8 protein-coding genes and 1 tRNA gene are annotated in these 13,390 nt (G+C 56.3%); 2 read left to right on the top strand and 7 right to left on the bottom strand.

What is annotated here, in order from left to right; translation table 11 throughout:
• Positions 1-4: 4 nt before the first annotated feature.
• Positions 5-2,677, bottom strand: a complete 2,673-nt coding sequence (gene alaS / locus AC2FJW_RS00370) for an alanine--tRNA ligase (RefSeq protein WP_496748918.1) — start codon at positions 2,675-2,677, stop codon at positions 5-7.
• 175 nt (positions 2,678-2,852) lie between these two features.
• On the bottom strand, positions 2,853-3,917 hold the full coding sequence (recA, locus tag AC2FJW_RS00365; RefSeq protein ID WP_142633714.1) for a recombinase RecA: 1,065 nt from the start codon (positions 3,915-3,917) through the stop codon (positions 2,853-2,855).
• Between the two features lie 192 nt (positions 3,918-4,109).
• Between recA and AC2FJW_RS00360 the strand changes: the two genes are divergently transcribed.
• On the top strand, positions 4,110-4,703 hold the full coding sequence (locus AC2FJW_RS00360; RefSeq protein ID WP_496748916.1) for a sulfotransferase family 2 domain-containing protein: 594 nt from the start codon (positions 4,110-4,112) through the stop codon (positions 4,701-4,703).
• Positions 4,704-4,707: 4 nt separating this feature from the next.
• On the opposite strand, the gene AC2FJW_RS00355 is transcribed toward AC2FJW_RS00360, so the two are convergent.
• From AC2FJW_RS00355 to guaB, 3 genes are all read right to left on the bottom strand, one after another.
• The gene (locus AC2FJW_RS00355) at positions 4,708-6,999 is read right to left on the bottom strand and encodes a hybrid sensor histidine kinase/response regulator (protein WP_496748914.1); all 2,292 of its coding nucleotides are present in this window, start codon (positions 6,997-6,999) and stop codon (positions 4,708-4,710) included.
• Positions 7,000-7,105: 106 nt separating this feature from the next.
• Entirely contained in the window at positions 7,106-8,263 is a 1,158-nt protein-coding gene (locus tag AC2FJW_RS00350) for an RsmB/NOP family class I SAM-dependent RNA methyltransferase (RefSeq protein WP_496748912.1), read from the bottom strand.
• Between the two features lie 78 nt (positions 8,264-8,341).
• A complete protein-coding gene (gene guaB / locus AC2FJW_RS00345; protein ID WP_281972072.1) occupies positions 8,342-9,790 on the bottom strand; it encodes an IMP dehydrogenase in 1,449 nt (482 codons plus the stop codon).
• Between the two features lie 217 nt (positions 9,791-10,007).
• On the opposite strand from guaB, the gene AC2FJW_RS00340 reads away from it, so the two are divergent.
• Entirely contained in the window at positions 10,008-12,053 is a 2,046-nt protein-coding gene (locus AC2FJW_RS00340; RefSeq protein ID WP_496748910.1) for an ASKHA domain-containing protein, read from the top strand.
• 63 nt (positions 12,054-12,116) lie between these two features.
• Here AC2FJW_RS00340 and AC2FJW_RS00335 read toward each other — a convergent pair.
• Both AC2FJW_RS00335 and AC2FJW_RS00330 read right to left on the bottom strand, forming a co-directional pair.
• Positions 12,117-12,190: transfer RNA gene (locus AC2FJW_RS00335), tRNA-Gly, on the bottom strand.
• A gap of 132 nt (positions 12,191-12,322) precedes the next feature.
• Entirely contained in the window at positions 12,323-13,384 is a 1,062-nt protein-coding gene (locus tag AC2FJW_RS00330) for a methyltetrahydrofolate cobalamin methyltransferase (RefSeq protein WP_496695521.1), read from the bottom strand.
• Between the last annotated feature and the right edge of the window lie 6 nt (positions 13,385-13,390).

The raw sequence follows: 13,390 nt of genomic DNA, 5'->3' as shown, positions 1-13,390 counted from the left end.
TTTGTTAACCTCCAAGAATATTCTCTGCAGCCTTGATCGCGGCATCAGCATTCGAAGCGTCCTTGCCACCACCCTGCGCCATGTCAGGGCGTCCACCGCCACCTTTTCCACCAAGTTCAGCAACCGCCGCCCGAACCAGATCCACGGCCGAGATTGCATCCGTCAGATCAGCTGTGACACCGGCCGCGACGGCTGCTTTGCCGCCCGTATCCGCTATCAGCAACACAGCACCCGATCCAAGTCGGCTTTTGTGTTCGTCGATCAGCGCGGGTAAGTCCTTGCCAGATACGCCAGTAAGGGACTGAGCCAAGAACGAGATACCGTTTACCGTTTTGGCCTCAGCGCTACCGCCCTGCCCCGAACCACTAGCCATCGCGAGATCGCGGCGCAGCTGTGCAACTTCATTTTGAAGGGATTTACGTTCATCCAACAGAGCTTTGACACGAGATACAACGTCATCCGGTTGCGCTTTCAGTTCAGATGCGATCTGCCCCAAACGTTGGTCCTGGTCGGTCAGGTAAACCATGGCTTCGTCACCGGTAAGCGCTTCGATCCGCCGGACACCGGCACTGCTGGCGCTATCCCCCAATACAACAAGCGCGCCAATATCACCGGTCTGGCGAACATGCGTTCCACCACACAGTTCGATCGACCAGGTCTCACCATCCTGGCCTTTGCCGGTTGGCGCTTTGCCCATCGAAACCACGCGAACTTCGTCGCCATATTTCTCACCGAAAAGGGCCTGCGCACCCAGTTCCCGGGCATCATCCGGTGTCATGATCCGGGTCTCGACGGTCGAGTTCTGGCGGATGAAAGCGTTGACCGAGCGTTCAACTTGCCGAATTTCCTCGGGGCTCATCGCCTTCGCGTGGCTAAAGTCGAACCGCAGCCGGTCAGCCGCATTCAAAGAACCACGCTGCGCAACGTGGTCACCCAATGTTTCCCGCAATGCTTCGTGCAGCAAATGTGTGGCCGAATGGTTGGCCCGGATGGCGGTGCGGCGAACATGGTCTACCTCAAGCTCAACTGCGTCTCCCTTGGACAAGGTTCCGTGATCGACCCTGACCCGATGCGCATAGATTTTGCCATCCGCAAATTTCCGGGTGTCCTCGACCCGCGCGACATCATCACGCTCTTCCAGACGACGAATTTCGCCGGTGTCGCCTATCTGACCACCGGATTCACCATAAAACGGGGTTTGGTTCACAACGACCCAGCCGGAACAACCTGTCTCGATCTTGTCGACCAAAGCGCCATCCACGACCATTGCCGCGACCTGTCCTTCAGCCTTTTCTGTATCGTATCCAAGAAAATCCGTAGCGCCCGCAATATCCAGAACGTCAAACCAAACGGCTTGATCCGCTGCTTCCCCCGATCCAGCCCAGGCAGCGCGTGCCTTGGCCTTTTGCTCGGCCATCGCCGTATCAAACCCGTCGGTATCAACCGTCCGGCCCTTTTCACGCAGTGCATCCTGCGTCAGATCAAGCGGAAAACCATATGTATCATACAGCTTGAAAGCGGCTTCTCCAGACAGTGCCGCACCCTCTGGCAGGTCAGAGACCTCGTCATCCAACAACTTCAGGCCGCGATCCAATGTTTGCTTAAAGCGGGTTTCTTCCAGCAACAGCGTCTCTTCGATCAGCGACTGAGCCTGGCCAAGTTCGGTGTACTGGGCACCCATCAGTTGGACCAATGTCGGTACCAGCTGATACATCACCGGATCCTTCGCACCCAACAGATGTGCATGCCGCATCGCACGACGCATGATCCGCCGCAGCACATAGCCGCGCCCGTCATTGCTGGGCATTACCCCGTCTGCAATCAGGAACGAGGTCGACCGCAGGTGATCCGCAATCACGCGGTGATGTACGTTCTGATCCCCATAAGGATCGACATTGGTGGCACTCGCCGAGGCCTCGATTAGGGTCTTGAACAGATCGGTGTCGTAATTGTCATGGCTTCCTTGCAACAGGGCACCAATCCGCTCCAGCCCCATCCCGGTGTCGATTGACTGCATGTCGAGCTCGACCATCGAGCCGTCTTCGAACTGTTCGTTCTGCATGAAAACGATGTTCCAGATCTCGATGAACCGATCACCGTCTTCCTCAGGTGAACCCGGAGGGCCGCCCCAGATATGATCCCCGTGGTCGTAGAAAATCTCGGTGCAGGGACCGCACGGGCCGGTCGGACCCATCTGCCAGAAATTGTCACTGGTTGCGATACGGATGATCCGATCTTCGGGAACGCCCACCTTCTTCCACATCTCGAACGCTTCGTCATCGGTGTGGTAAACCGTTGTCAGAAGGCGGTTTTTATCGACCCCGAATTCTTTGGTGATCAATTCCCATGCGAATGGAATTGCTTCGGGCTTGAAGTAATCGCCGAACGAAAAATTGCCCAACATCTCAAAGAATGTGTGGTGACGCGCAGTATAGCCGACATTGTCCAAGTCGTTGTGCTTGCCACCGGCCCGAACACATTTCTGTGCTGTCGTCGCGCGCTGATAGTCACGGGTTTCGACCCCGGTGAACAGGTTTTTGAACTGCACCATACCCGAGTTGACGAACATCAATGTCGGGTCGTTGCGTGGCACCAGGGGACTGGATGCCACTACTTCGTGCCCCTGTTTGGCAAAGTAGTTCAAAAAGGTCGATCGGATTTCGTTCAACGTTGACATAGGGCTCTCTCGGCGCGCGATCAGTTTGTTTCAAAAAGGGTTTATCCGCCTCCCCCGGGATAGTCCACAGGCGAGCGTCGCAGAACGGAACAAGGCGGCCCCGACGGACCGCCTTGTTCGGAATATGGTTCGTTCTTAGGAAAGAGCAGCGAAAATCGCTTTCTTCCCGAACCACTTATGCCTCGAGGATATCATCCTCTTCCGCGCCGGGCGGCACATCGAATTCCAGCCCATGTGCCGCGCGAATCTTGTCCTCGATCTCAAACGCGATGCGGTTGTTGTCGCGCAGATACTGCTTGGCATTCTCACGCCCCTGCCCGATCCGCTCATCACCATAGCTGAACCATGAGCCCGACTTCTCGACCACACCGGCCTTGACGCCCAGATCCAGCAGCTCGCCCATTTTACTGATGCCTTCGCCATACATGATGTCGAATTCAACTTGCTTGAAGGGCGGTGCCACTTTGTTTTTAACGACCTTCACACGGGTCTGGTTGCCAACAACCTCATCCCGGTCCTTGATCGCACCGATCCGACGAATATCCAAACGGACCGAGCTGTAGAATTTCAGGGCGTTACCACCGGTGGTGGTTTCCGGGCTGCCGAACATCACGCCGATTTTCATCCGGATTTGATTGATGAAGATCACCATACAGTTCGAGCGGCTGATCGAACCCGTCAGTTTACGCATTGCCTGGCTCATCAGCCGGGCCTGCACACCAACGCTGCTGTCGCCCATATCGCCTTCGAGTTCAGATTTCGGCGTCAGCGCCGCGACCGAGTCAACCACGACCATGTTAACCGCGCCCGAACGGACCAGCGTATCGGTAATCTCAAGCGCCTGTTCGCCGGTGTCGGGTTGCGAAATCAGCAACTCGTCCAAATCGACGCCCAGTTTGCGCGCATATTGCGGGTCCAACGCATGTTCCGCATCGACAAATGCGCATACACCGCCATGTTTCTGCTGTTCTGCGATGCAGTGCAGTGTCAGCGTAGTTTTGCCCGAACTTTCCGGGCCATAGATTTCAACGATCCGGCCCATCGGCAGGCCGCCAATTCCCAGTGCGATATCCAGACCCAGCGATCCGGTCGAACTGGCGTCGATGTCCTGCTTGGAATCCTCGCCCAGCTTCATGATCGAGCCTTTGCCGAACTGCCGTTCGATCTGTGCCAGCGCGCTGTCGAGCGCCTTTTGCTTATCTGCGTTTTTCTTGTCGCTCATCGTCAGAAGATCCGCCATTGTCCTGTCGCCTTCCCTTTTGTCACACCCTTGAACGGGCGGCAATCGCTGCTTTGTTCGCCTCTTGTTCCTTATGGGACCAAAAAGAGAACATTTCAACTAAAACTTACATTACTTACTGTTCTGTAATTGTATTAAGGAGTCGTTTACGCCAATCTGAGCTGGAGATAATTACTGCCGATGGACGAATAAATGCTTGTTTTTTATAAAGAACGCCTTGCGTTTCTGGCTGTCCCAAAAACCGGCAGCACCGCTTATCATACGGCTTTGCGGGACCGTGCCGATCTGGTTGTCACCGATCCGCCAGATCTGAAACACGCACCTGTCCGCCGGTATGATCGGTTTTTCCAGAACATTTTCCGTAAAATGTACGATACTGAGATGGAAATCATGGCGGTTGTTCGTGAACCGGTCGATTGGCTGGGCAGTTGGTACAGGTTTCGCGGCCGCCAAGAGCGTCTTGACCACCCGCATTCAACACATGACCTGAGCTTTGATGATTTCATCCAGGCCTATATGCGCACACCCCGACCTGAATTTGCCGATGTCGGCAGTCAGAGCCAATTTTTTCGCACCCGCAACAACGGGCGTGGCGCCACCCATGTCTTCAAATATGAAAACCAGGACAAAATTCTCGATTTCCTGCAAAACCGCTTGAATATGGATATCCGGCTGCAACGCGAAAACGTGTCACCCACACGAGACCTAACACTGGGCGCAGAGACATTGACCAAGTTCCGCAACACACACTCCGCGGAATTCGATTGCCACGCCTCGGCACTTTGAAACCCTAATTGATCTGCTGAAAAACAGCTTCGGTCAGTTGGTTTAGTGAAAATGGTTTGGGCAGGAAAGTTGAATCGGAAATCTCTGGTCCGGAATCGCCAAACGCACCCTCTGTGTATCCAGACATGAATATGACCCGGACATCTGGCCTGTTCTGCTTAGCCATACGAACCCAGGTCGGACCATCCAATCCGGGCATGACCACATCGGTGACGAATGCGTCAACATTCAATGTGCCATCTTCGAGAAGCCTCAGAGCCTCTTCTCCCGAATCGGCCTCGAGCACAGTGTAGCCTTTCAACCTCAGTGCGCGGGTAGCAAAGGCCCGAACCGGGGCTTCGTCTTCGACCAGCAGCACGACACCCTCACCCTGGCGAACCGTTGGATTCTCAGGGGATTGCGCAGGTGCTGCCTCGGTTTTTTTGGGGGCGGTTGAAACCGGCAGGTACACAATAAACTCGGTCCCTCTCCCCTGAATGCTGTCGACAAAAATAAAACCGCCGGTTTGCTTTACAATTCCGTAGACAGTCGACAGGCCCAAACCTGTCCCTTCACCCGTGCGTTTGGTTGTAAAGAAAGGCTCGAACACTTTCTGTAGCTTATCGGGGGCAATCCCCGTACCGCTATCAATGACTTTGACGGTGACGTATTCACCAGGTTGTACCGTAGCGCGATCCCTTGTGAAGCGTTCTGTCAGCACGACCACTTCGGTTTCGATCCTTACCTCACCGCCTTCAGGCATTGCATCGCGGGCATTTACGACAAGGTTCATCAACACCTGCTCTAGCTGGCGTTTATCCGCACGAACCGCTTTCAGAACGGGATCGTGGCTGAGTGTCAGCTTAATCTTTTCTCCGACCAGACGATTTAGCAGATGAATAAGGTCTGAGATCGTATCTCTGAGATCCAGAATTTCCGGCTGCAAAGTCTGTTTGCGCGAAAAGGCCAGCAGTTGGCTCACCAAAGCTGCAGCACGGTTTGCGTTCTGATTGATTTGTACAAGATCCCCGTAGTCAGGGTCATTCTGGTCGTGCCGCAAAAGCAGAAGATCGCAATGTCCGGAAATAGCCGTTAGTAAATTGTTGAAATCATGCGCCACACCCCCAGCCAGTTGGCCAACGGCCTGCATTTTTTGTCCCTGCACAAATTGCGCCTCTAAAGTCTTGAGTTCGGTAGCATCATTCAGAACCGCAATCAGTCTGACTTCTCCCTCGCTCAGCACACGTTTCAATGTGACCTGTACGAATATCTCGCGGTCTTCCCGTGTCAGTCTCAGGAATTCAGATCGTGGAACGGCGCCCTCATTTGAAGCCTGCGTCAGCCAATCCAGAACCGGATACCCCAGACCATGCATGATATGCACAACATTGGATTCTCCGGGCTCTATGTTTCCGACAAGACGCGTTGCCAGCCTGTTGGCCTCGAGGATGCTCCCGTCGGGAGACAGGGTCATTACCGGGACCGGAAGATCCACAAATGACGCGCCAATTCCACTTTCCTGTGCACGAACAAGCGGTAGAATAAGCAGATCGCGCGTGGTTCCTGACCGAGACAGTTCGGCCATCGTAGCCGGAATTGGCCCCTGTGCCGTCTGTACCTGCACAACCTCACCCAATTCGGGCTGCGCGCCAGTCAGAACCTGTGCAAGGTTGTCGGGTCGTTGTCCCAGGATTTGTTCCGCCGCCCCGTTGATCCGCAGCAATGCTCCGTTTCTTCCTTCGGTCAAAATGGGTACAGGCACAGCATCCCACTGACCTGTTCCATCCAGATGAAACCGCCAAAAGAAAAAGTTATTCCCAACACCGAGAACAGAAATCGGTACGGTTGTCTCTAAAGTGACAACGTCTTCTCTTGCACGGCCATGGATCTCGGCCAAAGACTGCAGGCGCAGCAGAATTGCCGACGGATTGGCAAAAATAGACTTTAGACCTTCATCCAGCCGATTGCCGGGAAAAACATGAAGCTGAGCCCGGGCATGAGAATTGCAAATCAGAACATCACCCTGTGCATTGGCAATCGCGCAAGGGTACAGCTCTTCTTCGGCAAAAACCTCCATAACCCTAAGCTCTCGACGTACCGAGTCGTCGGAAATCAGCGCCCTCACCACGACCAACAGTGATGCAGCAAGCAAAGACACACCTGCCACCGCAAGGCCGAGATTCCAGGCTTGGGGAATGATTCCTGCCAGCGGCAGCAGTGAGAGCAACACCCCTAGCGCAACCAATGGTGCTAGACGCAAACCACTTGGTGTATTTCGTAACTTTGGGTCAGAATAGAAATCTGCGGTATCGGACATTAAATACTCAACTTGCCGGGCTAGGTGTAACCCAGCGCAAAAGGGTTAACGCCCACTTAACTAACAAAGTGAGCAATTCTCCTTTAGGTTGCTATTTATCCGCCGACTACCGCGTCAAGTGTGACGTGAAAAACCCGTCAGTACCGTGTGATACATACCACGTTTTGCGAAACTTCTCGGTCCATTCGGAGTGCGCCGCCACGAACGCATCGACCACTGCACCGTTTTCGACCTCGAGCATGGAACATGTTGCATATGCAAGAACACCCGCTGGCCCCACCAAAGGCGCGACATCATCAAGGATCGTCCGCTGCGTTTCCGTAAGCCGGTTCAGTCCATCTTGTGTAAGAGACCATTTTCCCGCCGGGGCGCGACGCCAGGATCCGCTGCCTGAACAGGGGGCATCCGTCAGCACAATGTCGAATGGTGCCTGCGCAGAGATCTCGTCATTGGTCAGGAGCGTTATCTGTGCACCCGCTCTTTCGGCTCGGGCGGGCAAATCACGCATTCGCGCCGCATTAACGTCATGCGCGAACACATCTACACCGTGATGCGCGGCCAAGGCCAAGGCTTTGCCGCCACCACCGGAACAATAGTCCAGAACCCGCATTCCGGGGTTTAGGTCCAATGATTCAACTACGGCCTGGCTCGCCGCATCCTGCAGTTCGACCAACCCATCAGTATAGGCGCGGCTTCCCGAGATTTTCCGCTCGCCCTCGACAACTTCGAGTGCGGTCGAACAAGCGGGATGTGGCCTCGCTTGGATGCCGTCCGCCAGCAAGACCGTGACCGCCTGATCGACACTCGACTTAATCAGATTGACCCGCAAATGAACCGGGGCCCGAGCGCGCAATGCCTCGGCCACTGAAAGAGTCAAATCACCCAAAGACTCTTGAAAGGTTGGCCAAAGCCATTCCGGTATGTCGTATTTCTGGGCGTCGGATTCACATGGTTTAGCCTGTTCGTGTTCATCCAAACTGGCTGGTGCGTACCCTTCGCCATTGAATATCTGATCCAGATCGACTTCTTGCATGCGCATCGCGCCGATCATCAACCCCCGACCGGTTTCCACCCCACCTGCCGCCGCAAATGACCTTTTGCACCGCAAAGCACCAAACACGTGGTCGCGAATAGCAGCCCTGTCTTTGGAACCGGCGAAACGGCTGCGCCGCGCCCAACCGGTCAGGGCCTTTTCGACAGGGGCACCCGAAAGAATCTGATCAAGAATTTCGATGGAGGCCTGAACACGTGCGGCGGGGGTCATTTCATTCTCCGATATGGTGCAGGGCAAAAACGCAAAGCGGCGCCCTCACCGGGGCGCCGCAGTTCAGGTTCCGGCAATTTACATCACTCGATAATTCGGGCTTTCGCGTGTGATTTGCACGTCATGCACATGGCTCTCCTTCAGGCCAGCCCCTGTGATTCTGACGAAGTTGCAGTTCTTTCGCATCTCTTCGACCGTGGCGCAGCCGGTATAGCCCATGGCTGCGCGCAGGCCGCCGACCAGCTGATGCACAACCGCGCTGGCCGAGCCCTTGTAAGGCACCTGCCCTTCGATCCCTTCGGGCACCAGCTTGTCGCTGGCGGCATCCTTCTGGAAATAGCGATCCGCAGAGCCACGTGCCATCGCGCCTAGACTGCCCATGCCGCGATAAGATTTGAACGATCGGCCCTGATACAGGATCACTTCGCCCGGACTTTCATCTGTTCCGGCGATCATTGAGCCAACCATGGCACAGGACGCACCCGCCGCAATCGCTTTGGCAAAATCGCCCGAGAATTTGATACCACCATCCGCGATAACCGGCACATCGCCGGCGGCCGCGGCGCAATCCATGATCGCAGTCAGCTGCGGCACGCCCACACCGGCCACCATCCGCGTAGTACAGATCGAACCCGGCCCGATCCCCACCTTGATGGCATCCGCTCCTGCGTCGATCAGCGCCTTGGTTGCGTCCCCAGTGGCGACGTTACCGGCAATGATCTGCACCTCGTTCGACAGGGTCTTGACCCGCTTCACCGCGTCCAGCACCCCTTGAGAATGCCCATGAGCGGTGTCTACAACGATAATGTCGACACCGGAATCCACCAGTTGTTCGGATCGTTCGAAACCAGAGTCACCAACCGACGTCGCTGCCGCGACTCGCAACCGGCCCAGCCGATCCTTGCAGGCCGTTGGGTTCAGCACCGCCTGTTCGGTATCTTTCAAAGTCAGCAGACCCGTCAGCTTGCCCGCCCCGTCCACAACCAGAAGCTTTTCGATCCGACGCGCGCGCATCAGGCTTTTGGCCTCTTCCAGATCGGCGGGTTCCTGAAGCATCGCCAGATTGTCCGAGGTCATCATCGCGTGAACCGGCGTATCATCCGAGGTCGCAAAACGCATATCACGGTTGGTCAGAATACCGACCACGCGGCCTTCTTCGTCCACCACGGGAAAGCCGGTGAAGTTATAACGCTGCACCAACGCGTTGGCGTCCGCCAGCGTCTGATCCACCCGCAGTGTCACCGGGTTGTAAACAATACCGGATTCAAATCTCTTGACCCGCCGAACCTCTCGGGCCTGTTCTTCGATCGACAGGTTCTTGTGCACCACGCCGATGCCGCCCGCCTGCGCCATGGCGATGGCCATGCGCGCCTCGGTCACCGTGTCCATCGCCGAGCTGAGCAGCGGGATGTTCATGGTGATTTCCCGCGTCACGCGCGTGGTCGTATCCGCCGTGGCCGGCAGCACAGAAGATGCGCCCGGAACCAGAAGAACGTCGTCAAAGGTGAGTGCCTCACGAATCTGCATCTGTTAACCCCATGCAAAAGCCCGTTTGACGGTGACCCTATTGCATGGATTGCATCTAAGGAAAAGCCCCCGACATAAACTAGTTTTTACCTGCTGGTCGGTGCTGCGGCAAAAAACGACGCAACGCACACAAAACGTGCCGCTGAATGGCCTTTCCCTTTGCGTACAAAACCATATCTTGCCCGACATAGGCGCGAATATAAAAGGCAGGCCAATCATGACCACCGACCCTCTTGTTGTCTTTACCCCATCGGGCAAACGCGGGCACTTTCCCGTAGGCACTCCGGTTCTGACTGCGGCACGGCAACTGGGTGTGGATCTGGATTCCGTTTGCGGTGGACGCGGGATTTGTTCGAAATGCCAGATCACACCAAGCTATGGCGAGTTTCCCAAGCACGGCGTGACCGTAGCCGACGGTGCACTAAGCGAATGGAACGCGGTTGAACAGCGCTATGACGACAAGCGCGGATTGAAACCCGGCCGCCGTCTTGGATGTCAGGCCACGGTTCAGGGGGATGTGGTGATCGACGTGCCACCAGAAAGCCAGGTGCACCGTCAGGTCGTACGCAAGGCCGCCACAGCACGCGCCATCACAATGGATCCGGCCACCCGGCTGTATTTTGTTGCGGTAGAAGAACCCGACATGCATTCACCAACCGGCGATCTGGAACGTCTGGAACGCGCTCTGCGCGAGCAATGGAACGTCGAGGCCGTTACGGCTGATCTTTCCTTGTTGTCCAAACTGCAGCCCATATTGCGCAAGGGTAAGTGGGAGGTCACCGTTGCGGTGCATAAAGGCCACAAGGACGAGGTCGCACGGATCGTGGAAATCTGGCCTGGATTGCACGAGAACGGACTTTTCGGTCTGGCCATCGACCTCGGCTCTACCACGATTGCAGCTCACCTGACCGATCTGGACACAGGCGAGGTCAAGGCATCTTCGGGACTGATGAACCCCCAAATCCGCTTTGGCGAAGACCTGATGAGCCGCGTATCCTATTCGATGATGAACCCCGGCGGCGACAAAGAGATGACCCGAGCCGTACGCGAAGCGATAAACGATCTGACAACATCCATCGCGGATGAGGCCGGGATTGACGCCAACCTGATTGTCGAAACAGTGTTCGTCTGTAACCCGGTCATGCACCATCTGCTGCTTGGGCTGGATCCGGTCGAGCTGGGCCAAGCGCCCTTTGCCTTGGCTACGTCCGAAAGCATGTCTTTGCCCGCGCGCGAGATGGATCTGACCAACATGAACCCACGTGCGCAGGTCTACATCCTGCCCTGCATTGCGGGTCATGTGGGTGCGGATTGTGCGGCGGTTGCCTTGTCGGAAGAGCCCGGCAAATCCGAAGATCTGGTTCTGATCGTAGATGTCGGCACCAATGCCGAGATTTTGCTGGGCAATACCAGCCGGGTTCTGGCGTGCTCCTCACCGACCGGCCCGGCCTTTGAAGGCGCGCAGATTAGTTCTGGTCAGCGTGCCGCCCCCGGTGCGATTGAGCGGATCGAGATTGATCCTGTCACTAAAGAACCCCGTTTTCGCGTCATTGGGTCCGAGAAATGGTCGGATGAAGAGGGTTTTGATCAAGACATCGCAACCACTGGCATCAGTGGTATCTGTGGATCAGGCATTATTGAAGCTGTGGCGGAAATGCGTATGGCGGGCTTGCTGGATGAAAGCGGCCTGATCGGATCCGCAGAACAAACGGGCACATCACGCAACGTCCCCGAGGGGCGCACCCATTCCTATCTGATCCACGACGCAAGCGCCGAAGGCGGCCCGCGTATCACAGTCACTCAGGGCGATATTCGCGCGATTCAACTGGCGAAATCCGCGCTTTATGCAGGCGCGCGGCTTTTGATGGACGAAATGAACGTGGATACTGTCGACCGCATTGTTCTTGCTGGTGCCTTCGGCGCGCATATTTCGACCAAACATGCCATGGTTCTGGGAATGATCCCCGATGCGCCCTTGAACAAGGTCTCAAGCGCGGGCAACGCCGCCGGTACGGGCGCCCGGATCGCCCTTTGCAACATCGGGTCGCGGAGTGAGATTGAGCGCGTCGTACGCGAAATCACCAAGGTTGAAACCGCCATCGAGCCCAAGTTTCAGGATCATTTCGTGGCAGCGAACGCGATCCCCCATAAGACGGATCCCTTCCCGGAATTGGCCAATGTGACGACCCTGCCCTCGCCCTCGTTCAACACCGGTGGCGGCGACGAAGATAGATCCGGCCGTCGGCGTCGCAGACGGTCATAGTCGTTTCAGACGATGTACCTGACCATGATCGCGCGATCTGAGGCCGGACCGAATGTGGAGTTTTGGAGCGGGTAACGGGAATCGAACCCGTAACAAGAGCTTGGGAAGCTCGTGTGATACCTTTTCACCATACCCGCAGCTGCGTCTTGAATAGCACCGGTTCAAGATCGGGTTCAAGGCGTTTCGGCCCGGATCATTCAGACGAAACACATTTGCCAAACAAAAAAGGCCGGATCAAAAGATCCGGCCAGAATGTTGTTTTATAACGTTTATGCGCGGCGACGACGGCCACCACCGCGACGACCACCTCCAGTCCCTTCGGCACCGGCTTCGCTGGGGGCTTTGTTGAACTTGATCCAAGCCCCGCCATGCGGATCGTTGTTGGTCAGCAGGTTGGCGGCGCGGATGGCCTCCATCTCTTTGCCCGCGCGCGGCAGGGTCGAACCCAGGCCAAACAGTTGGCAGAAGGTCTCATCATCCATGTCCGCAGGCAGGATGATGCCCTTTGCTTCAACCTCAGCCTTCTTCTCGGCCAGTTTCTTGGGACCAACCGGCAGAGCCACCGGGTTCATGATCGCTGAGGTCATGCCAGCGCCCATCGCCATCGGCAGGAAGGCGTTGTTGATGCCATGACGGTTCGGCAGACCGAACGAGACGTTGGACGCCCCGCACGTGGTGTTCACACCCAGCTCTTCGCGCAAACGACGAACCAGAGCGAACACCTGCTGACCCGCAGTTGCCATTGCGCCGATGGGCATCACCAGCGGATCGACCACGATGTCATGGGCCGGGATGCCGAAATCAGCGGCGCGCTGGACGATCTTCTTGGCAACTTCAAACCGCACATCGGGGTCCTCCGAAATCCCGGTATCGTCGTTGGAAATCGCCACAACCGGCACGTTGTATTTCTTGACCAGCGGCAGAACCAGTTCCAGACGATCTTCTTCGCCGGTGACCGAGTTCAGCAGCGGACGGCCCTCTGCCGCCTCAAGACCCGCTTCCAGAGCTCCCGGAACCGATGAATCGATACACAGCGGCACTTCGACCAGCCCCTGCACCATTTCGACGATCTTGCGCATCAGCGGCGGCTCGGTCTCGTTCGGATTGGGGTTCGAGTTATAGACAACGCCCGCATTGATATCCAGAACGGTCGCACCGGCCGCAACCTGCGCGAGGGCGTCCTTTTCGACGGTCGAAAAATCGCCTGCTTCCAGTTCCGCCGCCAGTTTCTTGCGGCCTGTCGGGTTGATCCGCTCACCGATCACGCAGAACGGTTCGTCAAAGCCCAGGACGGCGGTTTTTGTTTTTGATTCTACGACTGTACGGGTCATGTCCGA

The organism is Ruegeria sp. CDSA020, from assembly GCF_059612345.1.
Note: the sequence above shows the minus strand (reverse complement) of the source record. Positions and strands in the feature narration are given on the sequence as shown.